21 protein-coding genes are annotated in these 24,962 nt (G+C 62.2%); 15 read left to right on the forward strand and 6 right to left on the reverse strand.

What is annotated here, in order from left to right; all coding sequences use genetic code 11:
• Positions 1 to 524 precede the first annotated feature (524 nt).
• Positions 525 to 1,565, forward strand: coding sequence for a hypothetical protein (locus tag E5X88_RS26985; RefSeq protein ID WP_292166646.1), 1,041 nt, complete (start codon positions 525 to 527; stop codon positions 1,563 to 1,565).
• 18 nt (positions 1,566 to 1,583) lie between these two features.
• On the opposite strand, the gene E5X88_RS26990 is transcribed toward E5X88_RS26985, so the two are convergent.
• Positions 1,584 to 2,897 (reverse strand): VpsF family polysaccharide biosynthesis protein, encoded by a 1,314-nt coding sequence (locus tag E5X88_RS26990; RefSeq protein WP_292166648.1) that lies wholly within the window; start codon positions 2,895 to 2,897, stop codon positions 1,584 to 1,586.
• Positions 2,894 to 3,190 (reverse strand): hypothetical protein, encoded by a 297-nt coding sequence (locus E5X88_RS26995; protein ID WP_292166651.1) that lies wholly within the window; start codon positions 3,188 to 3,190, stop codon positions 2,894 to 2,896. The genes E5X88_RS26990 and E5X88_RS26995 overlap by 4 nt, the downstream gene beginning before the upstream one ends.
• Between E5X88_RS26995 and E5X88_RS27000 the strand changes: the two genes are divergently transcribed.
• From E5X88_RS27000 to E5X88_RS27065, 14 genes are all read left to right on the forward strand, one after another.
• On the forward strand, positions 3,189 to 4,634 hold the full coding sequence (locus E5X88_RS27000) for a GumC family protein (protein ID WP_292166652.1): 1,446 nt from the start codon (positions 3,189 to 3,191) through the stop codon (positions 4,632 to 4,634). The two genes, E5X88_RS26995 and E5X88_RS27000, sit on opposite strands and share 2 nt — an antisense overlap.
• Before the next feature lie 8 nt (positions 4,635 to 4,642).
• Complete coding sequence (locus E5X88_RS27005) at positions 4,643 to 5,749, forward strand: glycosyltransferase (protein ID WP_292166655.1); 1,107 nt, start codon at positions 4,643 to 4,645, stop codon at positions 5,747 to 5,749.
• Between the two features lie 208 nt (positions 5,750 to 5,957).
• A complete protein-coding gene (uxuA, locus tag E5X88_RS27010) occupies positions 5,958 to 7,160 on the forward strand; it encodes a mannonate dehydratase (RefSeq protein ID WP_292166658.1) in 1,203 nt (400 codons plus the stop codon).
• A 107-nt stretch (positions 7,161 to 7,267) separates the two neighbouring features.
• On the forward strand, positions 7,268 to 8,914 hold the full coding sequence (locus E5X88_RS27015) for an ABC transporter ATP-binding protein (protein ID WP_292166660.1): 1,647 nt from the start codon (positions 7,268 to 7,270) through the stop codon (positions 8,912 to 8,914).
• 322 nt (positions 8,915 to 9,236) lie between these two features.
• A complete protein-coding gene (locus tag E5X88_RS27020; protein WP_292166803.1) occupies positions 9,237 to 9,659 on the forward strand; it encodes a MarR family transcriptional regulator in 423 nt (140 codons plus the stop codon).
• Complete coding sequence (locus E5X88_RS27025; RefSeq protein WP_292166662.1) at positions 9,656 to 10,384, forward strand: SDR family NAD(P)-dependent oxidoreductase; 729 nt, start codon at positions 9,656 to 9,658, stop codon at positions 10,382 to 10,384. Before E5X88_RS27020 ends, E5X88_RS27025 begins: the two co-directional genes overlap by 4 nt.
• A gap of 2 nt (positions 10,385 to 10,386) precedes the next feature.
• On the forward strand, positions 10,387 to 11,718 hold the full coding sequence (locus tag E5X88_RS27030) for an FAD-binding oxidoreductase (RefSeq protein ID WP_292166664.1): 1,332 nt from the start codon (positions 10,387 to 10,389) through the stop codon (positions 11,716 to 11,718).
• A 59-nt stretch (positions 11,719 to 11,777) separates the two neighbouring features.
• A complete protein-coding gene (locus E5X88_RS27035; RefSeq protein WP_292166667.1) occupies positions 11,778 to 13,448 on the forward strand; it encodes a peptide ABC transporter substrate-binding protein in 1,671 nt (556 codons plus the stop codon).
• A 105-nt stretch (positions 13,449 to 13,553) separates the two neighbouring features.
• Entirely contained in the window at positions 13,554 to 14,504 is a 951-nt protein-coding gene (locus E5X88_RS27040) for an ABC transporter permease (RefSeq protein ID WP_292166669.1), read from the forward strand.
• A 10-nt stretch (positions 14,505 to 14,514) separates the two neighbouring features.
• Complete coding sequence (locus tag E5X88_RS27045) at positions 14,515 to 15,402, forward strand: ABC transporter permease (protein ID WP_292166672.1); 888 nt, start codon at positions 14,515 to 14,517, stop codon at positions 15,400 to 15,402.
• Between the two features lie 11 nt (positions 15,403 to 15,413).
• Entirely contained in the window at positions 15,414 to 16,736 is a 1,323-nt protein-coding gene (locus E5X88_RS27050; RefSeq protein WP_292166674.1) for an FAD-binding oxidoreductase, read from the forward strand.
• Between the two features lie 308 nt (positions 16,737 to 17,044).
• A complete protein-coding gene (locus tag E5X88_RS27055; protein ID WP_292166676.1) occupies positions 17,045 to 18,022 on the forward strand; it encodes a tripartite tricarboxylate transporter substrate-binding protein in 978 nt (325 codons plus the stop codon).
• 105 nt (positions 18,023 to 18,127) lie between these two features.
• Complete coding sequence (locus E5X88_RS27060) at positions 18,128 to 18,601, forward strand: tripartite tricarboxylate transporter TctB family protein (protein WP_292166679.1); 474 nt, start codon at positions 18,128 to 18,130, stop codon at positions 18,599 to 18,601.
• A 10-nt stretch (positions 18,602 to 18,611) separates the two neighbouring features.
• On the forward strand, positions 18,612 to 20,120 hold the full coding sequence (locus tag E5X88_RS27065) for a tripartite tricarboxylate transporter permease (RefSeq protein ID WP_292166680.1): 1,509 nt from the start codon (positions 18,612 to 18,614) through the stop codon (positions 20,118 to 20,120).
• Between the two features lie 6 nt (positions 20,121 to 20,126).
• Here the strand turns inward: E5X88_RS27065 and E5X88_RS27070 are convergent, their stop codons facing one another.
• From E5X88_RS27070 to E5X88_RS27085, 4 genes are all read right to left on the reverse strand, one after another.
• Positions 20,127 to 21,203 carry an ABC transporter ATP-binding protein gene (locus E5X88_RS27070; protein ID WP_292166682.1) on the reverse strand — a complete coding sequence of 359 codons (1,077 nt, stop codon included), beginning with the start codon at positions 21,201 to 21,203 and terminating at the stop codon, positions 20,127 to 20,129.
• Between the two features lie 5 nt (positions 21,204 to 21,208).
• Entirely contained in the window at positions 21,209 to 22,255 is a 1,047-nt protein-coding gene (locus E5X88_RS27075) for a carbohydrate ABC transporter permease (RefSeq protein ID WP_292166685.1), read from the reverse strand.
• The gene (locus tag E5X88_RS27080; protein WP_292166688.1) at positions 22,252 to 23,370 is read right to left on the reverse strand and encodes a carbohydrate ABC transporter permease; all 1,119 of its coding nucleotides are present in this window, start codon (positions 23,368 to 23,370) and stop codon (positions 22,252 to 22,254) included. Before E5X88_RS27080 ends, E5X88_RS27075 begins: the two co-directional genes overlap by 4 nt.
• 91 nt (positions 23,371 to 23,461) lie before the next feature.
• Complete coding sequence (locus E5X88_RS27085; protein ID WP_292166691.1) at positions 23,462 to 24,934, reverse strand: extracellular solute-binding protein; 1,473 nt, start codon at positions 24,932 to 24,934, stop codon at positions 23,462 to 23,464.
• Positions 24,935 to 24,962: the final 28 nt, after the last annotated feature.

Below are 24,962 nucleotides of genomic sequence, written 5' to 3' on the forward strand. Positions count from 1 at the left end.
TCGTGACCTTAAATCTTAATATATGATTAACGATCAAACCCGCGCTCTCCCCGGGTAACTCTTATGAAAGACTGAACCGTTAGGTATCTTGGCAGAGTAGTCTTGAAAAAGAATATATTCGATTGACTAATATTTCAATCATCAGCCACGCCGACGGATCTCGGTGCTGGGAAATTGAGCTTCTCGTGCGGTTGAAAGCGGCTGGTCACGTGGTTTCGAGTTGCCACGCGTCGGCGCCTGCGCCTATCGCACGCGGGCTCGATAAAGTGCTGGCGATCGAAAGCCGACGCTTCGGTCCCTCGCTGGCAAGCCGTTCCAAGCCATTGCCGTCAGACGATGCCGGTCCCGCCGATCTTGTAGTCGATCTCACGGGCAGGGCCGCGGGACAAGGCACACCCGTCTTGACGCTCGAATTTTGCGGCCGCAGCACCTTTCCCGCCGGTGTGACCGAGATGCTGGCGAGCGGGCGTTTGCCAGAACTTGCCGTTCGCCTCGATGGCGTTACAGTCGCCCGGGGGCGACCAATGCTCGGCGACCGGCTTTGGCTGTCTCGCAGCTGCAACGACCTGCTCGCCGGGGCCATCTCGCTGGTTGTGCAAAGCGTCGCCCGTTTTTCCGCGGGCAAACTTGTGCCAATTGCCGATAGCCCGGCGCCGACCCTCAAGACCGGCGGTTTTGCCCGGCACTATCTGCCCTTCTTCTGCAGGGGGGTGGTCGATCGCGCCATGCAAAAACTCAGACTTGGACGACGCCCCTTCTATTGGCAGGTTGCCTATCGGCTGATCGGCGGGCCAGGTGTTGCCGAGACCGGGCAACTCGACGGTACGCCGTTCACCGTCCTCGCGGACGATGGCCAGCGATTCTACGCCGATCCCTTCGTCCTCGAGCGGGACGGCCGCCACTATCTGTTTGTCGAGGAGTTTCCCTACGCTACGGGTCGCGGGGTGATTTCTGTCACCGAACTGGGCGACGATGGCACTTTCGGCGTGCCGAGGGTGGTGCTGGAGGAACCGCACCACCTGTCGTATCCGCAGGTGTTCGCTCACGACGGCGAGATTTTCATGATTCCTGAAAGTGGGACGGCGCGCGAGCTTGTGCTCTATCGCGCCGCGCAGTTTCCAGATCGCTGGGTACGCGACACCGTGCTGATGACGAACAAGGATTTCAATGACGCCACGCTGCTCGAATCCGATGGACGCTTCTGGCTGTTGGGAACGGAGCGGTTCGGTTACGGCAGCGCCTCGGACACGATGGCCGTCTATTCCGCACCCTCGCTGCGCGGACCATGGGTAGCGCATACGCTCAACCCCATCGCCGTCGATCACTCGGCCACTCGGCCCGGCGGCGCCCTTATCCGCCAGGGCGGTGCTCTGGTGCTGCCGGTGCAAAACGGATCAAGAGCCTATGGCGGCGGTCTGGGGTTGATGCGGCTGGATCGGCTTGACGATTTCGATGTCCGTCTTGCGCCGCCTCGCCCGATCGGCCCGGGGCCAGCATGGGCTCGCGCGGGCATCCACACGCTTAACCGCGCAGGCCGTGTCGAGGTTGTGGACAGCGCCGGCTGACGCGTCTGGAGCCTGTGCTTATCCGAGCCGATCCAGTTTCGGCGCGGATGCGACCGGGGCCGAAGATGTGCTCTTCGGCTGGTTTCTATACGGCACGTTTCTATAGGCAAGCAGCAACACCACGATTATCGTGATCTCCGGCGATTTTGACGAGAGCGCGTTATTCGACAGCGCAGCAAGCAAGAACGTCATGGTGCCGACCCATGCAGGCAGCGGCGCCGCGCGCAACAGCCGGAAAACGAGCCAGAATATCAGCACGGTAAAGAGCACGGCTATGGGCAGGCCGAAGAGCATGATGATGACCACCGGCGCGCTCTCGATGTAGGGCAGATGCAGCTTCTCGTTGACGATCGCGAGGAGGTCGTCGACGTTCATACCAAACAGGATGTCTTTCCAACTGACAAGTCCGAACACCTGGTAGATCGTCACCCGCGCCATGAAATTTTCGTCAAAGATCGTGTTGCTAAATCGATTAAGCAACCCGCCCGAAAACAGTACGGCCACCAGCGCTGCGCCACCCGCCAGGGCGAACAGCAGCACGACGGCCTTGGCCTGCCGCTGGTGCCTGGGCGTCAGGCGCGGCCAAGGCACGAACATCAGCAAAATGAGGGTTTCTCCGGCGGCGAGCATCAAGGCGGCGCGAGCGCCTGACGCAGCACAACCGACGAGCAATACGAAGATCGATACCACCCGCACCCATATGCGCCAGCGCGTTAGCGGTACGAATCCGATGGCTGTGGCGCAGAGCGCTCCCAATGCCAGCGGGTGCGCCGATAGGCCGATTGGCCTGAACTGCAATTCCCTGAGACCGTAAGGCAGAAATCGATGTTGAGTCACCGCTTCGATCGTGCCGATCACAGCGCTGAGGATCACCATTACAAGCACGACGTCACCCAACGCCCGCCGCACATCCGCGTTCAAGGCCAGCATCAACAGGCCCGCCGCGCCCCCCACCAGATAGGTATCGATGATGAACCCCGAGGAGCCGGCCCGGCCGGTGATGAACAGATACGGCACCAGCGCGAACATCAGCGCAGAATAAAGCAGCAAAGCCTTGAATATTCCAATTTCGTCGCCCTGCAGCAGAAATGGCCGACTGAAAAGAACGAGAGGAAGCAGCATAAAGATAGCATAGGTGCCGAAATGCAATTTTTCGTAGAACGAGCCTCCCTGGGCCGTATAGTCGACGACCATGTTCATCATCTGCGGTGACACAGTGAAGCGGAGCAGGAACGCGAAGGCCGCGCATAGGAAAAACAGAAGCGACAGCGCGTTCTGGCGACGCGCCTGGCTGGACAACAATCGTTCCGATGCGGCGGCGGGATAGCTCATGGCCCATCCAGATGGAGGTATTCAAACGGCATTCTGGCCAACGCGGTCCATTCACGGGTCCGCCGAACGGACGCGGCGCGTGAATCGGCAAAATATGCCAACTTGGAAAATGAGATGTTAACGATCTTTCTGTAGTGCTGGCCCGCGTCGCGAATAACAAGAGTTAGCATCATGTCCGCCGCTTCCGGCACTCCCCCTCCCCCTGCGGCGGATTCCGACATCAGCGCACTCGAGCGGATCGCCAATGCGCGGCGCGCCAGCAGGGCAAGGCTGCAACAGGATGCCCCAGTCATGGCACGCACCTCCGGACCTGTCATGCCGCACACACCCGAGCCTGTCCCTACGGTGACGCTCGACAAGATCGGCGATTTCCTTGAGCTCGATTTTCGCCGCCTGTTTGTCTGGCTGCGTGCCGGCCTCGTCATAGCATGCATGCTGGCAGTGGCCGGCGGCGTCATCGGTGCCGCCTATGGGTTGCTGAGCAAACAGCGTTTTACCGTCGCGACGGAAATCCTCATCAATCCCGCCAATTTGCAGATTGTGGAAAACGACCTCTACTCGCAGCCGGGCCAGATCGACGGCCAAGTGCTCAACGCGCGCAGCAAGCAGCGTATCTTGACCTCGGGCAACGTGCTTGCACATGTAGTGGACGAACTCGGTCTGGCCAACGATCCGGAGTTTTACGACCCGGACCGGAGCGCCCCGGCGTCTGGCGCTGAGGTGAGTGGCACCAAGGCCGATCCGAAGCTTATCGCCCAGAAGAGCCTGGCGGAGCGGGTCAGTGTCTCTGCAGATGAAACGTCGTTCGTCACAACCCTCTCGGTATCGGCGGAAACCACCGGCAAGGCGATCCTGATCTCGCAAGCCATGGTCAAGGCTTTCCAGGAAGAACTGGCCAAGGCCGAAGCTGCTGGTGCCGGCCGTGCCGCGGCTGCTCTTGACGGCCGGCTCGGCCAACTCAAGCGCGACGTGCAGGCAGCCGAAGAGAAGGTCGAGAGCTACAGGCGTAGCCACAATCTGTCCGCCAGCAATGGCCAGCTTGTCAGCTCGCAGACGATGACACAGCTCAATAGCGAAATTGTAGAGGCGCAATCGCGCGCAATCGCTGCGCAGGCAAGTTACGACTCCTTGGTTGCCTCCGGCGTCAATGGGGCCAACCCTGACCCTACAGTTTCGGAAGCACTCGCAGTGCTGCGCGACAAGGCAAACGGCCTGCGGCAGCAAATCGATTCACAGTCCATGACCTTCGGTCCGCGCCACCCGACGATCGTCAGGCTCAGGACGGAATTCGAAACCGTCAGTTCTCAACTCAGGTCGGAGTTCTCCCGCACGGTCGGCACGGCAAAAGCCAACCTTGATAGGGCCAAGGCTTCATTGGCTTCTCTCAACGCCAAGATGAACGATCTGAAGGGCAATGTTTTCACCGACAGCGAGTCCCAGGTCGCCCTACGTGAGCTTGAACGCGATGCCGCCTCGAAGAGGGCGGTCTACGAAAGCTTCCTGTCACGCGCGCGCCAAATCACCGAGCGCGAGCAGATCGACACCACAAATGTGCAGGTGATTTCCACCGCGGTGCCGCCAAAGGGGCGCTCGTGGCCGCCACGCACTCCCCTGGTGGCCGGGATGGGGGCCTTCGCCGGCTTTGCTCTAGGCATGCTGCTCGCCATTGCCATGGGCATCGTGCGCGACATGCGCCAGCCGCCGAATCGATCAGGCATCGGCGTCAGCCGAGCCTGAATCCAGGCATGCCAAAGCGCATTGTCTTTCATATTGCCAGTCTCAGGGGCGGCGGCGCCGAGCGTGTCTTCGTCCTCATGGCGAATGAATTGGCGTCCCGTGGGCACGATGTCACGCTTTTTACCTGGAACGCGGAAGGACCTAACGCTGCGCTGCGCTCGCCTGCCGTGCATCTGGTCGATTTCGGCCTTCCCATCCGGGGCGAGGGTTATGGCAAATGGGCAACGCTGAAGGGCGTCGTGCGAAGCGCACGTCTATTCAATCGCCTTGATCCCCACGCGGTCTATAGCGCTCCGGAATTTGCCAATCTGGTCGTGGCGCTGGCGCTTCTGTTGGCACGCAGCCGAGCAAGGTTCTTTCCAAGTTTCCACGCAGCCGCCTCACTGCCTTCCAGCGGTCTCGGCGCCAGAATAGCGGTCTGGTTTTCAACGCTGGTTGCAGCGCGCGCAACCAAAGCCATCGCCGTTTCTGCGGGTGTCGGCCGCGACATCATGGCCCGCGGTTTCCCCAGATCCAAGGTTGTCGTCATCAACAACCCGCTACCGCCGGCTGTGGCGCTCCAGGGACATTCCTATGCCTGGCAGGCAAAGCTGGCGGCGATGGGCGATGGGCCGGTCATCGCCACCGCCGGACGCCTGGTGCCGGTCAAGGATCATCGGACTTTGCTCCGGGCCTTCGCCATCCTGCGCGCCGGCCGCCGCGCTCGGCTTGTCATCTTCGGCGAAGGCCCGCTGGCTGCCGAGTTGCGCGCCTATGCCCGGGAATCCGGTATAGGCGCCGATGTGCTTTTTGCTGGCTACGTCAACGATCCCGCGGCCTGCTACGCTGCAGCCGATCTGTTCGTCCTTTCCTCCACGAGCGAGGGCTTTGGCAATGTGTTGGTCGAGGCCATGGCTGCTGGTGTGCCGGTGGTCTCCACGGATGCGCCGCATGGCCCGCGCGAGATCCTCGGTGACGGTCGTTTCGGCGCCTTGGTGCCGGTTGGCGATGCCGCGGCCCTGGCAAAGGCAATGGCTGAGATGCTGGACCACCCCACTTCTGACGCCATCCTGAAAAGCAGGGCAGCGGATTTCGAAGTTGAAAAGATCGGGGATAGATACGAAGCTCTGCTCTAGCCAGGAACTCCGCGCTGGCGTTCATTGATGCAGCCGCTATCGCCATTCGCATCGATCAGCATCGGTGCATCGCGGTTGGGCGGTGCAGTGCCCAAGCAGGATCGGTGTCAGATACATCGGAATCTGATATTGGCCGAAGAGAAGCACTGGGTCGGTCACAACGGCGGGCGCACAGCCGCACGGCGATTCTTTTTAACGGGATGTTCGAATGAGACATGTGTGGCGTTGGTTCGGCCCTGTCGACAAGGTGACGATCGCGGATGCGCGTCAAGCCGGTGCGCAAGGCATCGTCTCGGCCCTTCACCACGTTCCTTACGGCGCAGTCTGGCTGCCAGCCGAAATCGAAAGACGTCAGCGCGAAGTCGCATCTTTGCCGGATGGAAGCGCAAGCGATCTGAACTGGGAGGTCGTCGAGAGCCTGCCGGTTTCCGAAGCGATCAAGACGCAGGTCGGCGAATGGCGCAGCCATATAGCCAACTACAGGACATCACTGGAGAACCTGGCGCAGGCCGGCATTTCGGTCATCTGCTACAATTTCATGCCCGTGCTCGATTGGACCCGCACTGACCTCGCCTGGCGCCTGCCGCATGGCGGCACCACCATGCGCTTCGATTTGGTCGATTTCGCCGCATTCGACATCCATATCCTGAGACGCAAAGGGGCGCTCGGCGATTACACACCGGAACTCGTCTCCGAGGCGGAGCGGCGATACGCGCAGATGGATGACGTTGCGCGCAGGATTCTGGCAAGAAGCGTCAATTCCGGTCTGCCCGGCTCGACCGAAGACACGTCTCTCGATGGTCTCGCGGCTCAACTGTCACGCTATGACCGCATCGATGCAACAACCCTGCGCCAGCATTTCGTCGACTTCCTGGCCGAGGTCGTGCCTACGGCCGAACGCCTCGGTCTGCGTCTCTGCTGCCACCCGGACGATCCGCCGTTTCCGCTGCTGGGCCTGCCGCGCATCATGTCGACCGAGGCCGACTACAGCTACATTCTGGACGCAATCGACAGCCCGGCCAACGGGGCGACACTGTGCACGGGATCGCTCGGCGCAAGACCAGATAATGATCTGCCCGGCATGATCGGGCGGCTGGGACCAAGAATCCATTTCGCGCATCTGCGCAATGTGCGCAAGGAAGCGGCTGGCATGCCCTGCTCTTTCCACGAGGACGAGCATCTTGCCGGCGACACCGACATGGTGGCGGTGGTGGCGGCGCTGCTCCACGAAGAGGCGCGGCGCAAGAAGGAAGGACGCCCGGACGCCGTCATCCCGATGCGCCCCGATCATGGCCAGGATATCCTCGATGACCTCACACGTGGCGCCCAGCCTGGCTATCCGGCCATCGGTCGGCTCAAGGGACTGGCCGAACTCCGCGGCGTCGAGCATGCCATTCGCAAGGCGACATAAGGATAAAGACACCTCGGTGCCTGATCTCACAAATGCGGGCTTGCGCTGACGGTGGAACGTGCGGCTAGTATGCGTTGTCAGATCATTGGACTTCGAAAGGCCAAGCAATGCTGCCGAGCGAAATGACTACAGGCGACCCGATCGAGGAAGCTGTTCTGTCCGTTCGAAATCTGACAATCCGCCTGCCCAGGAACATGGAGCGTGAGAACGCGGTCGAAAACATATCCTTCGACATGAAGAAGGGTGAGATGCTGTGCATCGTCGGCGAATCCGGCTCCGGCAAGTCCGTCACCGCCAATGCGATCATGGGCCTGCTGCCATCTTCGGTGCGGATCACGCAGGGAAGCATCCGGTTCAAGGGCCACGATCTGGCCAGCGCCCGGGAAGACGTTCTGCGCGGCCTCAGGGGCCGTTCGGTCTCCATCGTCTTCCAGGATCCGCTTTCGGCGCTCAATCCGCTGATGACCGTCGGCCAGCAGGTTGCGGAGGTCATGGAAGCGCACCACGCAGGCACTTCGGCGACCCGCACGAAGGCGGTTGTCGATCTGCTCGGCGAAGTCGGCCTGCCGGAGCCGGAGGTTCTGCGTCACCAGTATCCGTTCCAACTCTCGGGCGGGCAACGCCAGCGCGTCATGATCGCTATGGCGCTCGCGCTCGGACCCGATCTGCTGATCGCCGACGAGCCGACGACGGCTCTCGACGTCACCACCCAGGCGCAGATCCTGGCGTTGATCCGGCGGCTGCAGCGCGAAAAGAACATGAGCGTCATGTTCATCACGCACGATTTTGGCGTCGTCGCGGAAATCGCCGATCGCGTCATCGTCATGGAGAAAGGTGCGATGGTCGAACAAGGCGTCGCTTCCGACGTGCTCGGCAATCCAAGCCATCCCTACACCAAGCGACTGATCGCCGCCGTTCCGCACATGATCGAGAACGAGACGAAGTCGCGCGGCGATGCTCCGATTGTGCTGGAGGTGCAGAAGCTCGACAAGACCTACCGGCCGGGCATCGGCTTCTTCTCGCGGTCGCGCATCGTGCACGCCGTCAAGCAGGTCAGCTTCGAGGTCCGCCGGGGCCGGACGCTCGGGATCGTCGGCGAGTCCGGCTCGGGAAAATCTTCCCTCGGCCGCGTCCTCCTGAAGCTGCTGGACAGCGACGGCGGCAGCATTCTGTTCGACGGCAAGGATATCGCGGCACTTTCGGCTTCCGAGTTCCGGCCGATGCGGCCGCACATCCAGATGATTTTCCAGGATCCTTTCGCCTCGCTCAATCCGCGGCAGACGATCGCCAAGATCCTCACCGTCGGCCCGATGGCGCACGGCCTGCCCGCTCGCGAAGCGCGCGCGAAAGCGTTGAAGCTGCTTCGGCTGGTCGGGCTCGACGAGGGTGCCTACGACCGGTTTCCGCATGAATTCTCAGGCGGCCAGCGTCAGCGGATCGGCATCGCTCGGGCTCTGATGATGGACCCCAAGGTCCTGGTCGCCGACGAAGCGGTCTCCGCCCTCGACGTCTCCATCCAGGCGCAGATCCTCGATCTGCTGGCCAATATCCAGGAGGAAATGAAGATAGCCATGATCTTCATCACTCACGACCTGAGAGTGGCAAGCCGTATCTGTGACGAGATTCTGGTCATGAACCGCGGCGAAGTCGTGGAATCCGGCCCGCCCTGGCAGATATTCCGATCGCCACGTCACGCCTATACAAGGCAACTCATCTCTGCCATTCCCGGCAAGGAATGGGTCCCCGCCGCCTAGGCGGAGATCGGGAAAGTCCCGCGATCCATCTATCACGGTGCCGATAGAGACGTGGCCGCAAGGCCGTTTCTCGACCGAACCGCACGCGCATCTTCGGACCTTCCCGCAGGGAAGATAGTTGCTTTTGTCCATCAAAAGTAGTTGCAATTGTCCACTACCCGCTCAACTATGTCTTTGAAGGCTCGCGGCAACCCCATTTTCGAGGCTGCCGGTGATCTCGATGCAGGCTGTCAGGGAAGCCTCAGGAGAGTGTCCGTTGCCGAAGAAGAAGAAAGGCCCTCTTCATACCGTCGAGACGGTGGGGCTCGATGTCCTCGAAGACATGTTGAGCTTCTATGTCAGAAGCATCAACATCGCCCTTTCTCATGATCTCGATGACCGCCTGGAGGGTCTCGATGTCGCGCGGGGAACCGGCAAGGTCACCACCCTGCTTCTTGTCGACAGCCATCCAGGGATACGGCCCTCGGTCATCGCGCAGCTCATTATGCGCGATCGCTCCGCCATGGGCAGGCTGGTCGACCAGATGGTCGAGCACGACCTTATGACGCGTGAGGCCGCAGCCGACGACGGACGTGCACAGGAGCTCCATATCACCGAAAAGGGGGCGGCCCTCGCCCGCAAGGTGCGCAAGATCGCCACCAAGCAATCCAGCGATTTCTTCGCCGGTGTGCCCGAGGAAGACCAGAAGCGTCTGCTCGACATATTGCGGCGCGTCTATCGTCGTACCGTGGGTCTCGGCCAATGAGTGAGCCGGCGGCAGTGGGCGCAGTGCAGGCCACCCAGCGGGTGGCGCTCCTGTCGGGTGCTAGTCGCGGCATCGGCGCGGCTTGCGCCCGGCACTTGTTTGAGACGGGCTGGTCACTGTCGCTCGGCATGCGCGAACCGGTACAGCCTGACTGGGCCGACAGCGAGCGCGTCCGCGTATTCCCCTATGAGGCCGCGGCTGCTAACGCCGAACAGGCGTGGGTCGACGGCACCATCGATGGCTTCGGCCGGATCGACGCAGTCATTGCCTGTGCCGGCATCATGATTCCGAAGTCGGTCATCGACGCCGACGATACCGATCTCGATCTGATGTTCGAGATCAACGTGAAGGCTCCGCGCCGTCTGGTGCGCGCGTCATGGGCGTCGCTTGCGGCCAGCAACGCGGGCCGGGTGATCATCCTCGCCTCGCTCTCGGGCAAGCGGGTCAAGTCCGCGACGGCGGGCTCCTATTCGATCTCCAAATTTGCCGCCGTCGCGCTGTCGCACGGCATCCGGCAGGCGGGGTGGGATCTTGGAATTCGGGCAACAGCCGTCTGTCCCGGGTTCGTCGCCACCGATATGGCACGCAGCATCACCAATCGCGCCGATATGCAAATGACCGACCCAGATGATCTCGCACGGATCATCGGGATGCTCCTCGATCTGCCCAATCATGCAAGCGTCGCCGAATTTTCAATCAATTGCCAGCTCGAGGAGTTCTACTGAGCATGCCCGGACCATTCGTCGTCCCCGTCCATGGAGATATTGAACTGCCGAAGGAGGTGGACTGCGTCGTCATTGGCGGCGGCATCGTCGGCGCCTCCACGGCGCTGGAACTCGCCGAGAGCGGTTTGCGGGTGGCTTTGTGCGAAAAAGGCGGAATCGGCCAGGAGCAGTCCAGCCGCAACTGGGGCTGGGTGCGCATCTCCCGTCGGGATCCGCGCGAGGTTCCGCTGATGGCGGAAGCACTACGCATCTGGACGAGGCTCTCCGAACGAACGGGCCGAGATACCGGCTATGCCCGAGCCGGAATTGTGTTCACCTGTGCGAACGACAAGGAATACGAACAGCACGCAAGCTGGGGACGTCATCTCGAGGGCTATCAGCTCGAGTCGCGAATGATCGGCGCGCGAGAATTGCGTGATCTCCTCCCCGGCTCCAATCTCGATGTCAAAGGAGCGCTGTACACGCCCGCCGACGGCCGCGCGGAACCGCAGAAGGCCGCCCCGGCGATTGCCGAAGCCGCGCGCGAGCGCGGCGCCGCCATTCTAACGGAGTGCGCCGTGCGCGGCGTGGAGACGACGAACGGCGCGGTCTCGGGCGTCGTGACCGAACGTGGTTTCATTGCATGCAAGGCGGTCGTCCTTGCCGGAGGCGCCTGGTCGAACCTGTTTTGCGGAGCGCTTGACCTTGACCTGCCGCAGTTGAAGGTCATGAACACGGTTCTTCGCACGACGCCGGTCGAGGACGGGCCGGAACAGGCCGTGTGGGCAAACAATTTCGCTGTACGCAAGCGCCAGGACGGCGGGTATACCATAGCCTCCAGCATGACCAACGTCGTCGACATCGTGCCGAACTCGTTTCGGTACGCGCGCGATTTTCTTCCGGCCTGGAAGATGGAGTGGCGATCGCTGAATTTCCATCTGGGGCCCCGTTTCCTCGAAGAGGCAAGAGTGCCGACCCGTTGGGCAATGGACGAGGCCAGCCCCTTCGAATACTGCCGCGTGCTCGATCCCAAGCCGTCGAAGAAAAGCTCCGAGCGTATCCTTGCGAACGCCCGCAAGGCATTTCCGGTTCTGGACAAGGCAGAGATCGCGCAGCGTTGGGCCGGCTATATCGACGTCACGCCCGACGCCGTCCCCGTCATTTCCGCGGTCGATGCCGTCCCCGGCTTCCATGTCGCGACCGGATTCTCGGGCCATGGCTTCGGCATCGGCCCGGCGGCAGGCAGGCTGATGGCGGACATCGTCACCGGACGGCCGCCGATCGTCGATCCGACGGACTTCAGATGGTCGCGGTTTTCGGACGGATCGAAGGTCGCGCCGATCAGTGGATTCTAACCGCTCCGACAAGAGAGCGGGACGCAGCGAAAGTGGAACACTTCAAAAAGGAGACTCCAATGTCAAACCAGAGCAGCAGCACAATCTTTCGGCCGACGCGTCGCCAGACGCTTGGGATGGCAATCGCCGGCGCCGCCGGCCTCGCTATGCCCAACCTGGCGGGGGCAGGCAGAGCCCATGCCGCAACCCCGCCGAGCGCGCCCAAGGGGCAGGTGATCGTCGGCTTTTCTCAGGAACCCACCATCTTCAATCCGCACCTGGTGCATATCGAGGTCGACGAGGGCATTCACTTCAGCGTCTTCGATCCGCTGTTTGGCGTCGACCCGGAAGGTAATTTCTTCCCCGCACTCGCCAAGGAGGTGCCTACCGTCGAAAACGGCGGCATCTCTGCGGACGGGCTCGAATGGCGCGTAAAGCTGCGCGATGATGTGAAGTGGCATGACGGAAAGCCGTTCACGGCCGAGGACGTCAAGTTCACGCTCGAACTCTTGGTCGACCCGAAATTTATGAGCTGGCGGCGCGCCGGCCACGAACTTATCCAGGAGTTGACCGTCGTCTCGCCAACCGAGATCAGTTGGAAGATGAAGGAGCCTTACGCACCCTATCCATCGATCCTGGCGGCGACCTTCATCGTCCCGAAACATATACTCGGTGCGGCGGAGGACAAGAATACCGCGCCGTTCAACAATGCTCCCATCGGAACCGGACCGTTCAAATGGGTGGAACGCACAGCCGGCGATCATATCGAACTGGCCGCCAACACCGACTACTTCGGCGACGGCCCTTATCTCGAGCGGCTGATCTACAAATACATTCCGGACCTGACGGTTCTCTACACCCAGTTCAAGACCGGCGACATCGATGTCATCGGACTGCAGTGGATCACGCCCGACCACTATGAGGAAGCCAAGGCATTGGGCGGGACATCCGTTGCCGTCGTTCCCGCCGCCACGGTCGAATCGCTCAGCTTCAACATGGAGCGCCCGCAGTTCAAGGAACTCGCCGTTCGCCAGGCACTGTACTATGCGCTGGACAAGCAGACGATCATCGACGCCCTCTACTACGGACTGCCGACCCCGACCGAAACCTACATGCCGCAGCAATCCTTCTACTACAATCCGGATCTGCCGAAGCAGGAATACGATCTGGACAAGGCAAAGAAATTGCTGGACGACGCCGGCTGGGTCCCCGGCAGCGACGGTATTCGCGTCAAGGATGGCGTCCGCCTCTCGTTCAAGAACTCAACCACGGCGGGCAATCATATCCGCGAACAGGCGCAGCAGTTCATTCAGCAATCGTATCGCGACATCGGTGTCGAAGTGGAGATCTCCAACCTGCCGCCTGCGGTCATGTGGGGGGACTATTGGGTGAAGTCGCAGTTCGATTCCGTTGTCGTCGGCATCAACTTCCTGACTGGGTCCGACCCCAATACCTCGGATTACCTCAGTTCGAAATCAAGTCCGGCCAAGGGTGGCGCCGGCCAGAATACCTTTCAGTATGCCAGCCCGGAGGTGGACAAGCTGCTCGAATCCGGCGGTGTCGAATTTGAGCCGGAAAAGCGCAAGCAAGCCTACCTGAAAATCCAGGAGATCGTGCGCAACGACCTGCCATTCCTGCCGATGTTCCAATATGCGACGGTCCGCGGACACAAGTCCGGTGTCGAAGGCATCGTCCCGAACATCAATGTGCGCATCGACTCCTGGGACGTGGCCACCTGGTACTGGTCATAGGTCCGGAAATGGGCCGGGCCGGCAATGACCGGCTCGGCCTCAATCGTCGATAAAGCGCCTTTTGCGCGACCGTATCCGACGCACAGCAAAACGGAGACAGCCGGCATGTTTCGCTATCTGCTGGGCCGCTTTTGGCAAAGTCTTGTCCTGCTCCTGCTGGTTTCGGTGATTGGCTTTGCCGTCCTGAACCTCGCTCCTGGCGGACCGCTCTCGCAGTTCACTCTCACGCCAGGAATGACGCAGGCCGATCTTGACCGGATCGCCACGCAAATGGGTCTTAATCGACCTCTTCCCGTCCAGTACCTCGACTGGCTGGGGCACCTGCTTCGCGGTGACTGGGGACGTTCCTTCCGGGACGGCAGGCCCGTGCTCGACATCATCTGGGAGCACCTTCTCGCGACACTGCTGCTGATGGGCGTATCGACCGCGATCGCCATCTTCGTCGGCACCTGCATAGGTGTACTGGGTGCGCTCAAACGGTACTCGATCTTCGACTACGCGGCGACGGTCGGCGCGATGGTGGCGTTGTCGATCCCGACCTTCTGGTTCGGGCTGATCGCGATTTACATCTTCTCGCTCCGGCTCAGATGGCTGCCAGCCGGTAACATGTACACGATCGGCCACGGCTCGCTCGGTGACTATGCGATCCATCTCATCATGCCGAGCATCGTTCTTGCGCTGGTCAATATCGCCGTGTGGAGCCGCTACATGCGGACCGCGACGCTCGACGTCATCAATCAGGATTTCGTCCGCACTGCCCGGGCCAAGGGACTGAGGCCCCGACGTGTGTTGATCCGTCACATCCTCGGAAACGCTCTGCTTCCGATGATCACGCTGCTGGGGCTGCAACTGCCGACAATACTGGGTGGCGCCCTGGTGACGGAAACCGTCTTCACCTGGCCCGGCATGGGACGGCTGTTCCTCGATAGTCTCGGCTACAGCGACTACCCCGTGGTGATGGGCCTGCTGATGATGTCCGCGGTTCTCGTCCTGGTCGGCAATCTGGCCGCCGACCTCACCGTCGCATTCGTCGATCCGCGCATTCGATTGAGCTGAGGAACGAAAAATGAGCCAGTCGGAATTACTCGTCTCCACCCGCTCCACGCAACCCTGGTGGCGCAGCCGCACCGTGCGCCGATTTGCCCGCCATCGACTGGCGATGTTCGGCTTGGTCACGATCATCATACTGGTCCTCGCCTGCATCTTCGGGCCCTTTCTCCTGCCCTTCGATGATCTTTACATCGACCTGCGTGGACGGTTCTCCCCGCCGTTCACCGGCTATCATTTCTTCGGCACCGATCCGCTCGGACGCGACATCGCGGCGCGCCTGCTCATGGCTGGCCGCGTTTCGCTGCTGGTCGGTTTCGCTGCCATGCTCCTCAGCACCGTCTTCGGAACCGTGCTCGGGATTGTGGCCGGCTTCTTCGGCGGCCGCATCGGCACCGTGCTGATGCGTTTCGTCGACGCGATGCTGTCCTTTCCCAACATCTTCCTGCTGTTGGCGATGGCTGCCTTCATCAAGCCGAGCCCGATCATGATCACCCTGATCATTGCGGCGACGAGCTGGATGGAAATCGCACGCATTGTCGAGGCGGAAGTGCGCTCCCTGCGCGAACGCGACTTCGTGGTCGCCGCCCGGATGCTCGGGCTCAGCAACAGCCACATCATGTTCCGCGAGCTTCTGCCCAATGCGATCGGCCCGATCATCGTCGCGGCCACGCTTACCGTCGCCCGCGCCATCCTCCTCGAAGCCTATGTCAGCTTCCTTGGCTACGGCATTCAGCCGCCGCTGCCGAGTTGGGGAAACATGCTCAACGGCGCCCAGCAGTATCTCGACAGCGCGCCGTGGCTGGCGATCGTTCCTGGCGCCGCCATCACCCTGGCGGTCACCAGTTTCAACTTCATTGGCGACGGGCTGCGCGATGCGCTCGACGCGCGAAGCGACATGCTGTGAGACCGGCCGGCATGGCAAGGTTTTCGCCGTTTGAAGTCTCACTCTGGTATGCGACCGCGAAGCCGCCGCCGGAAAGCGGTCCGCTGCAAGGGCGCACACGGGCGGACGTCTGCATCGTCGGCGGTGGCTATACCGGATTGACGACAGCGCTCGATCTCGCTCGCGACGGCATACGCGTCGTTCTTCTCGAAGCTCAGGAGATCGGGTTCGGCGGCTCGGGGCGCAATGCCGGCCACTGTACGCCAACCTTCACGCATTACAGCCTGCCCGAGCTGCGTGCCATGTTGGGCGAGCCGTGGGCCGAAAGGCTGATCGCCCGGCAGACAGGGGCCAACAGACAAGTCGCGGGGATGATCGAGCGTTACGGCATCGACTGCGAATGGCAGCAGAACGGCTACGTCATGGGCGCGCTTACGCCAGGTGCCGTCGCCAAGCTCGAGGCAAAGGCGCAGCAGTACAACGCAGTTGGCGCCAAGACGCGGATGCTCGACAGGCAGGCTAGCGAGGAGATGACCGGCAGCCCGCGATATTATGGCGGCTGGTTTCATTCCGAGGCTGGTCACCTCAATCCCTTGAGCTACGCGAGAGGGCTGGCGCGCGCCGTCATCGAGGAGGGCGGCACGATCCATACCAGGTCGCCTGTCCACGATGTCGTGCGGCAGGACGGCGCCTGGGCCGTACATGCGGGCGAAGGTGTTGTGGTTGCGGACAAGGTCATCTTTGCGACAGGCGCCTACACTGTTGACGGTTGGCCCGGCCTCGACCGGACCTACAAGATCCAGAAGGTGTTCGTCGCCGCGACACAGCCGCTGACCGGGGCGGAACGCCAAGCCGTCCTGCCACGCAACACCACGATGCATGATGGCCGCGGCGACATCTTCGTCTACAAGTACAACGCCGAAGGACGGATCGTCGCCTCGATGTTCCCGATGGGCCGACGCGGCCGGGACATGGCGTTCACACACCGCCTCATGTCCGACCGCTTGCATTGGCTCCATCCGCAGATCAGCAGCGACTTGAGATGGGAGTATTTCTGGTTCGGTGAACTGGACATGCAGAAGCGAACCATCCCGCGATTCTACCGACTCGCGCCGGGCGTCGTCGCGTTGACTGGCCTGTCCGGTCGTGGCGTGCCGACCGGCAGCATGCTCGGCGGCATACTCGGCGAATGGGCGAAGGGGGTCCCAGAAAAAGACCTGTCGCTGAAGCTCGAACCGCTCCGGCAAGCCCCCTTCTTCATGTCGTTCGCTCCGGCCGCCATGTTACGATACTATCGCGTCTCGGACTGGCTGCGGGCACAGGCGAGCGGATCTCCACTTCCACCCCACGCCTAAATGCATGTCGCCAGTCACATGCGGCCCAGGCCAGAAAGATCACGGGTCTCTTCTATAAAACGGAACGGTCCGTTCAAGAGAGTGAATAGAGATATCCGAGCAGCGCCAGGAGTTCGGCCGAATGCCCGCTATCCTCCAGCTCGATGTCACCTTTCCACCCATTTTGCGCGGACGGTTGCGCATAATCGCAGTTTGCGGTTTGAGTCCGATTGCAATCTGCTAGCTTGCGCTAATTGTTGCTTCATCCACAGCCGGTGTTGAGACGAACTCTGCAGCGGTTGGGAATTCTTATCCGGGAGGAAATCACGATGAGAAAATTTGTCGCCGTTCTGGCTGCCGCCGCGGCCGTCACGCTTTATCCGTTCGCCGCGGGCGCGCAGACCTATCCCGAACGCACCATCACCGTCGTGGTGCCGTTTTCGGCCGGCGGCCCGACCGACACGGTCACGCGCCTCGTCGCGGAAGCCATGTCGAAGGATCTCGGCCAGCAGGTCATCGTCGAGAATGTCGGCGGCGCCGGCGGCACGCTGGGCGCCGGCCGCGTCGCGAACGCCGAGCCGGACGGTTACACGCTGCTGCTCCATCACATCGGCATGGCGACCAGCGCGACGCTATACCGAAAGCTCGCATACGACACGCTGAACGGCTTCGAATATGTCGGCCTCGTCACCGAGGTGCCGATGACAATCGTCGGTCGCAAGGACCTCGAGCCGACCGATCTGAAGGGGCTGGTCGACTACGCCAAGGCCAACAAGGATACCGTCACCGTCGCCAATGCCGGCATAGGCGCGGCCTCGCATCTGTGCGGCATGCTGTTCATGAGTGCCATCGGCACGCCGCTGGTCACAGTGCCCTACAAGGGCACCGGCCCGGCCATGACCGATCTTCTCGGCGGTCAGGTCGACATCATGTGCGACCAGACGACCAACACCACCAAGCAGATCCAGGGCGGCACGATCAAGGCCTACGCCGTCACCTCGCCGGAACGCCTCGACGTGCTGCCCGACCTGCCGACGACGACGGAAGCCGGTCTCCCGGAAGTGCAGGTCGGCATCTGGCACGGCCTCTACGCGCCCAAGGGCACGCCGACCGAGGTCACCGAGCGCCTGTCGAAATCGCTTCAGGTCGCGCTGAAGGACCAGAATGTCGCCGCCCGCTTCGCCGAACTCGGCACCAAGCCGTCGTCCGAGGCAGACGCGACGCCGGCCGCGCTGAAGGCCAAGCTGGAAAGCGAGATCGCGCGCTGGAAGCCGATCATCGAAGCCGCCGGCCAGTATGCCGACTGAGGCTTTCGGAAACGGGGCGCCCACCAGCGCCCCGTTTTCACACCGGCTTCGGCCCGTTTTCGCACTGCAACGGCGCGCCCGCGGCATAGGCCTGGGAGGAACGTCATGAAACCTTTTACAATCGACACGACCAACGGCATATGCGCCGCGCTGTTCATCTTTCTCGGCGGATTTTTCGCGCTGCAGTCGCTCGGCCTCGAAATCGGCACCGCCTTCCGCATGGGGCCGGGCTATTTCCCCCTGGTCCTGGCAATTGTGCTCATCCTGCTTGGCGCCGTTATCCTCGTCCAGGCAGTGCGCTTCGAGAGCGAGCCGATCGGCCATATAGCCTGGCGCGGCATGCTGTTCATCCTCCCTGCCCCGATCTTCTTCGGCCTGACCGTGCGCGGCCTCGGCTTCATCCCCTCGATCTTCCTGACGGCGCTGATCGCATCCTTCGCCAGCGGCCGCATGAGGCCGCTGACCGCGCTCGTGCTCTCCGCCGGCCTGACGCTGTTTGCGTTCCTCGTCTTCAGCTATGCGCTCGGCCTGCCGTTCCGGCGCTTCGGCCCGTGGCTGCCCACGTGGCTGGCATTGTGAGAGGATGAACATGGAACTCCTCGACAACCTCGCGCTCGGCTTTTCGACGGCAACGACGCTCTGGAACCTCCTGTTCTGCCTGATCGGCGTCCTTCTCGGCACGCTGATCGGCGTCCTGCCCGGCATCGGCGCCACCGCAACCATCGCCATGCTGCTGCCGATCACCTTCCAGATCGGTGACCCGGTCTCTTCCCTGATCATGCTCGCCGGCATCTATTACGGCGCGCAATATGGCGGCTCGACCACCGCCATCCTCATCAATATGCCCGGCGAATCGTCCTCGGCCGTCACAGCAATAGATGGCTACCAGATGGCCAAGAACGGCCGCGCCGGGGCGGCACTCGCCATCGCGGCCATTGGCTCATTCTTCGCCGGCACCGTGTCGACCTTCCTCGTCGCCATCTTTGCCCCGCCGTTGACGGCGATCGCGCTGCAATTCGGCGCCGCCGAGTATTTTTCACTAATGGTCGTCGGCCTCGTCTCGTCCGTCGCGCTCGCCCACGGCTCGATCGTCAAGGCGCTGGCGATGGTCGTGCTCGGCCTGCTGCTCGGCATTGTCGGCACCGACATCTACACCGGCACGCCGCGCTTCACGCTCGGCATCCGCGAATACGCCGACGGGCTGAATTTCGTCGCGGTGGCGGTCGGCGTCTTCGGCGTCGCCGAGATACTGCGCAACCTCGAAAACGAGCACGAGCGCTCCGTGATGATCCGGAGGGTCTCCGGTCTTATGCCGACCCGCGAGGATTTTCGGCGCATGGCGGCGCCCATCGTGCGCGGAACGATCATCGGTTCGGCGCTCGGCATCCTGCCGGGAGGCGGCGCGATCCTCGCAGCCTTCGCCTCCTACACGGTCGAAAAGCGCGTGTCGAAGAACCCGGGGGAATTCGGCAAGGGCGCCATCGAAGGCGTCGCCGGGCCGGAATCGGCCAACAATGCCGGCGCCCAGACCTCCTTCATCCCGATGCTGACGCTCGGCATTCCAGCCAACCCGGTCATGGCGCTGATGATCGGCGCGATGATCATCCAGGGCATCGTGCCCGGCCCCAATGTCGCGATCGAACAGCCGGCGCTGTTTTGGGGCATCATCGCCTCGATGTGGATCGGCAATTTGATGCTGATCGTCTTGAACCTGCCGCTGATCGGGCTTTGGGTGAAACTCCTGACGATCCCCTACTACGTGCTCTTTCCGATCATCATGGCGTTCTGCTCGATCGGCGTTTACAGTGTCAGCACCAATATCTACGACCTCTACGCCGTCGCCTTCTTCGGCTTCCTCGGCTACCTCCTGACCAAGCTGCGCTGCGAGCCCGCGCCGCTGCTGCTCGGCTTCGTGCTCGGCCCGCTGCTCGAAGAAAACCTGCGCCGCGCCATGATTCTCTCGCGCGGCGACCCGAGCACCTTCATGACGAGACCGATCAGCGCCGGCCTGCTCGTGATCGCGCTCGCCGTGCTCGCCATCGTCTTCCTGCCTGCGGTCAAGAAGAAGCGCGAAGAGGTGTTTGTGGAGGAGAATTAGCGAAAGTCACTCGGCCGCTTTTTCATGAGCGCGGCCGCCGATGCGGCCCCCGGTTTCCGAATCGAACAGAAAGACGGCGGAGTCCTGGAACGTGATGCCGATCGGCTCATCCATGTCGTAATGCGCCGACTTGTCGGCCTTGACGGTTACGGTGGCCCCCCCGAATTGGCACGTGATCAAGGTATGATCGCCGATCAGTTCCACAGCGTAGACCCGCGCGGCAATCTTGCCCTCCGATGGGCCCGTGACCCGGCAATCCTCGGGCCGGAGACCGGCAGTGACCTTTTTTCGGCTCTCGGCAACGCTGGTCGTAAATCGGCCTTCCGCGCAGGCGAAGGTACCCTCGACCAGCTCACCCTGGAGAAAATTCATCGGCGGCGAGCCGATGAAGCCGGCGACGAACAGGTTCGCCGGATCGTCGTAGATCTGTCGGGGCGTCGCGATCTGCTGCACGACGCCGCGGTTCATGATGGCAACACGGTGAGCCAAGGTCATGGCCTCGATCTGATCGTGGGTGACGTAGATCGTCGTCACGCCCAGATCGGCCTGCAGGCGTTTCAGCTCCGAGCGCATGTGGCCGCGCAGCTTGGCGTCGAGGTTGGAGAGCGGCTCGTCCATCAGGAAGACGCTCGGCCGCCGCACCATGGCGCGGGCGAGCGCGATGCGCTGCCGCTGGCCGCCGGAAAGCTGCCGCGGATAGCGGTCGAGGAACTCCTCGAGGTGGACCTTGACGGCGGCGCCGCGGACGGAGGCGTCGCGTTCGTTGCGCGGCACGCCCCGCAGCTTCAAAGGATATGCGATGTTCTCCGCAACCGTCATGTGCGGATAGAGCGCGTAGGACTGGAACACCATCGCCACGTCGCGATACTTGGGCAGCACGTGGGTGACGTCGCGATCGCCGATGAGGACGCGGCCGGAACTCACCGATTCAAGCCCTGCGACCATGCGCAGCGCCGTCGTCTTGCCGCAGCCCGAAGGGCCGAGCAGCACCAGGAATTCGCCGTCCTCGATCTCCAGGTCGAGCCCTTTGACCACCTCGACCGCGCCGAAGGACTTGTAGATATCGGACAGGGTGACCCGCATATTGACTAGCCCTTCACTGCGCCGACCAGCAGCCCGCGCGCAATGTGCTTCTGCAGGATGCTGGAGATGACGATCACGGGAGCGATCATCACGGTGATCAACACTGACATGTTCCACCATTGCGGTCCGCGGGTCGTGTTCTGTGCCGATACCAGCACCGGCATGGTCTGCGCGTCGGCATTGGAAAGGAAGAGGGCCAGCAGATACTCGTTCCAGGCAAGGATCAGCACCAGCAGGAAGGTCGCAACCAAGCCGGAACGCACCAGCGGCAGCGCGATGGTGAAGAAAACGCGGAACTTGGAGGCCCCGTCTATCTGTGCGCTCTCCTCGAGGTCGAGCGGGATGCCGGCGAAGAAATCGCGAGTCAGCCACACGACGATCGGCAGGTTGATGGCGGTGTAGGTGGCGATCAGCGCCAACTGCGTGTCAAGCAGGCGCATCTGCTGGAACATCACGTAGATCGGCAACACGGCGACGATCGGCGGCATGATGCGGTTCGAGATGATCCAGAACTCGATGTCGTTATTGCCGACCGCAAGCTTCGTGCGTCCAACGAGCGTGAACAGCGCGATCATGAACAGAGCGGCCGCCACGGCAACCGCAATCTCCCACTGCACGCCGAAAGTGGCCACCGCCACGATCACCGCAGTGAGGAGGATCAGGAAGAGCGCAACGGCGGCGAGCTTCACCTGGAAGCGGATACGCACGAGCGCATAGGCCGCCAGCGAGCCGATCAGGACTGCGAGCAGCGTGCTGGCCACCGCGACAACGACCGAATTCATGTAAGGGCGCAGCGTGTAATTCTGCACGAGCATGAAGTCCCATGCCCGCAGCGAGGGGGCAAAGTCGACGAACGGCAGATAGAACGGCCCATTGTCGACCTCCCCAGGCCCCTTGAAGGACGTGATCAACACCCAGTAGAGAGGAACCACGACAACGAGCGTCCACAGGAACAGCAGCGCATAGGTCACGATCCTGACGACCGGCGCCTGGCTGTCGATCGAAGCCGGCTCGAACAGCCGGCGCGCCAGTGAGCGCGGCTCGGCGCTCATGGTTCGAACCGGCGCGCCGGCCGGACCACGAAGTTGAAGAACGAGACGCATACGATGGTCGAGATAAAAAGGAGCATGTAGCCGATGGCGGCCGAGCCGCCTAGATCCTGGGTGCGCCAGGAAATGAAGGAATGGAGCGTCATCGATTCCGTCGCCAGGCCGGGACCGCCACCGGTGAGCACGTTCGGCAGGTCGATGATCTTGAAAGCCTCGATGAGCCGGATCAGCACGACGGTAGCGGCAATCGGCGCGATCGCTGGCCAGGTAATGTCGCGAAAAATCTGGAAGCCGTTGGCTCCGTCGAGCCGTGCCGCCTCGACCTGATCGCGCGGCTGGTTCTCAACGGCCGCCAGCAGCACGATGAACATGAACGGCGTCCACTGCCAGGTGTCGCCGACCAGCACCATGAGCCGCGCCGACCAGGCCTCTGTGGCCCACGACCACTCGTTGATGCCGAAAGCGCGCACGAGCGGGGCAAAGGGCCCCTTCTGCATGTCGGCGAGCATGCGAAACGTGTAGGCGATGCCGACCGGGGTCACCATCAGCGGGATGAAGAAGAGAACGCGAAAGAAATTCCGGCCGCGGATTGGCTGGCCGCAGAGGAGCGCGAGGCCCAGCCCCAGTGCGAACTGCACGGACACGCCGACGAACACGTAGAGAAGCGTGTTGACGACAGTCCCTGGCACGCCGCCCGGCGCCATGGTGGCCAGCGCGAGGACCGCCAGGCCCATAGCCATTGCCGTCGCGAGAAGCCGACCAATCACGCCGGCGATGGTCGGCCTGCCACGCATGAGATAGCGGGCGAGAAGAAAAAGCAGCCCTGCCGCGATCAACGCCAGCAAAGCGGATTGGACAAAGCCGAACGTGCCGAACTTGCCGAGCAGGTGATACTGCTGCGAGCCGACCAGCAGCTTGCGGAAGTTCACAAGTCCGATGAATTTCAGCGTGAATCCGCCCGGCGCGAGCGCAAAGCGCGAAAGCGCGAGATAGGCCGAGACGATGAGCGGAAAAATCGCGAAGCAAAGAAGCACGATGACGGCCGGCAGCACCATGATCCGACCCGAGTGACCGTCCAGCCATTCGGCCCAGCTGCGGCGGTCGGCAGCTTCTGGCATAGTGTCGGTTGCGGTCATCATAACCCGGGAATGTGGGGCAGGCATAAACCCGGCGCGGCCCGATGCCACGCCGGGTCGATGGCCTGGCCGCCTATTTGGCGCCGATGGTCGCCTTGTAAAGTTCGAGCTGCTCGTCTTTGCCAACCTCGTCGTTCAGCTCATTCCAGCCTTCCTCGACGGCCGAAACCGTCGCTTCCTTGTCGATTTCGCCGGCGAGGAAGCGCGAGACCGCTTCGTCGAGCACGACCTGCTGGTATTTCTGGTTCTGTGGGATGCGCAGGTCGAGGATCATGTTCGGGCTGCTCATGCTGTCGTTGATCGCGCCCAGGTATACTTTGGCCTCATCCTCGCTCATGCCGGCCTTCTTCCAAAGGTCGCTGTAGCTGAGCTGTGAGGTGCGATACGGATTGAAGCCGGTGCCACCGACGGTCACGTCGGCGTTCGACTGTGCCGGCTGCGTCATGAACGAGAAGTAGGCGTAGGCGGCGTCCTTCACCTTCGGATCGGCCGCCGCGTTGATGCCGCCGCCCCAGCCGCCAAAGGCGGCGAATGGTGCATGGTTCACGCCGTCGATCGCGTGCGGGCAATTGTCTGCCGTGCAGGCCTCGAGCTTGCCGGTGTCCCAGTTCAGGACCTCCTTGGATCCGGGCATGATCGCCGCGCCCCATTTGCCCATCACCTTGGACTGGGCCGGATCGATCGAGATCGTGCCCACATCGCCCCAGTCGAGGTTCAGCGCGCAGCGGCCGGATGCGAAGAGCGGCCTTGTATCGCTGACGTCGAGGTTCAGCTCGTCCGGCGGGCCGTATTTGGTCGATTCAGACAGGAAATCGAGCGCCTTGCGGAAGGCGTCGTTGTTGACAAGCGGCGTCATGTCCGTGGTGTTGAAGAAGGTGCCCTGGCTGGTTCCCTTGGACTGGGTCATCGAGCCGACCACGTCGGTGACGAACCAATAGCTCTGCGCGTTTCGCTTCTTGGCGATGCACGAGCCGAAATCCGGCGTGCCGTCGCCGCTCATGTCCTTGCCGTGCGTGGCCTTGGCGACCTCGAGATACTCATCCCAGGTTTTCGGCACCGCCAGGCCGGCCGCTTCCAGCACGTCCTTGCGGTAGTACATCATGTGGAAGTCGCCATCGAGCGTGACCATGTAGGTCTTGCCGCTGTACTTCTCGGAGAAGTCCCGGAAGAACGCGCCAACATCGTCCTGCTGGATGTCCTTGTCGGCCTCGATCCGCGGCGTCAGGTCCTCAAGGTAGCCGCCGGCAATGTAGTCGACCATCCATTGCGGGGCGAACACGCCGGCGTCGACCGAGTTGGTGCCGCTCGCCCAGTCGGTGAGAATCTTTTGATAGAGATCCGAGAAGGGCACCGCGATGACATTGATCTTGGCGCCGGTAAGCGCTTCGAACTCGGGCGCGCGCCTCTGCAGCGGCTCTTGAATCGCACCGGTCTGCGTAATGACGTTCACGGTAACGCCCGCAAACGGCTTGTCTTGCGCCAAGGCAGGTGCGCCAGCCAGCGCGGAAAAGGCCGAAACGCCGGCCAGAAAGACCCCAACTCTCATCAGACTTCCTCCCATATTGACCGGGACT

Source organism: Mesorhizobium sp. (assembly GCF_004962245.1).
Classification (GTDB): domain Bacteria; phylum Pseudomonadota; class Alphaproteobacteria; order Rhizobiales; family Rhizobiaceae; genus Mesorhizobium.

Coding starts and splice junctions, on each gene's coding strand:
- E5X88_RS26985 (WP_292166646.1), top strand. CDS start 525: ATGCTCGGCGACCGGCTTTGGCTGTCTCGCAGCTGCAACGACCTGCTC.
- E5X88_RS26990 (WP_292166648.1), bottom strand. CDS start 2,897: ATGAGCTATCCCGCCGCCGCATCGGAACGATTGTTGTCCAGCCAGGCG.
- E5X88_RS27000 (WP_292166652.1), top strand. CDS start 3,189: ATGGCACGCACCTCCGGACCTGTCATGCCGCACACACCCGAGCCTGTC.
- E5X88_RS26995 (WP_292166651.1), bottom strand. CDS start 3,190: ATGACTGGGGCATCCTGTTGCAGCCTTGCCCTGCTGGCGCGCCGCGCA.
- E5X88_RS27005 (WP_292166655.1), top strand. CDS start 4,643: ATGCCAAAGCGCATTGTCTTTCATATTGCCAGTCTCAGGGGCGGCGGC.
- uxuA (WP_292166658.1), top strand. CDS start 5,958: ATGAGACATGTGTGGCGTTGGTTCGGCCCTGTCGACAAGGTGACGATC.
- E5X88_RS27015 (WP_292166660.1), top strand. CDS start 7,268: ATGCTGCCGAGCGAAATGACTACAGGCGACCCGATCGAGGAAGCTGTT.
- E5X88_RS27020 (WP_292166803.1), top strand. CDS start 9,237: ATGTTGAGCTTCTATGTCAGAAGCATCAACATCGCCCTTTCTCATGAT.
- E5X88_RS27025 (WP_292166662.1), top strand. CDS start 9,656: ATGAGTGAGCCGGCGGCAGTGGGCGCAGTGCAGGCCACCCAGCGGGTG.
- E5X88_RS27030 (WP_292166664.1), top strand. CDS start 10,387: ATGCCCGGACCATTCGTCGTCCCCGTCCATGGAGATATTGAACTGCCG.
- E5X88_RS27035 (WP_292166667.1), top strand. CDS start 11,778: ATGTCAAACCAGAGCAGCAGCACAATCTTTCGGCCGACGCGTCGCCAG.
- E5X88_RS27040 (WP_292166669.1), top strand. CDS start 13,554: ATGTTTCGCTATCTGCTGGGCCGCTTTTGGCAAAGTCTTGTCCTGCTC.
- E5X88_RS27045 (WP_292166672.1), top strand. CDS start 14,515: ATGAGCCAGTCGGAATTACTCGTCTCCACCCGCTCCACGCAACCCTGG.
- E5X88_RS27050 (WP_292166674.1), top strand. CDS start 15,414: ATGGCAAGGTTTTCGCCGTTTGAAGTCTCACTCTGGTATGCGACCGCG.
- E5X88_RS27055 (WP_292166676.1), top strand. CDS start 17,045: ATGAGAAAATTTGTCGCCGTTCTGGCTGCCGCCGCGGCCGTCACGCTT.
- E5X88_RS27060 (WP_292166679.1), top strand. CDS start 18,128: ATGAAACCTTTTACAATCGACACGACCAACGGCATATGCGCCGCGCTG.
- E5X88_RS27065 (WP_292166680.1), top strand. CDS start 18,612: ATGGAACTCCTCGACAACCTCGCGCTCGGCTTTTCGACGGCAACGACG.
- E5X88_RS27070 (WP_292166682.1), bottom strand. CDS start 21,203: ATGCGGGTCACCCTGTCCGATATCTACAAGTCCTTCGGCGCGGTCGAG.
- E5X88_RS27075 (WP_292166685.1), bottom strand. CDS start 22,255: ATGAGCGCCGAGCCGCGCTCACTGGCGCGCCGGCTGTTCGAGCCGGCT.
- E5X88_RS27080 (WP_292166688.1), bottom strand. CDS start 23,370: ATGCCAGAAGCTGCCGACCGCCGCAGCTGGGCCGAATGGCTGGACGGT.
- E5X88_RS27085 (WP_292166691.1), bottom strand. CDS start 24,934: ATGAGAGTTGGGGTCTTTCTGGCCGGCGTTTCGGCCTTTTCCGCGCTG.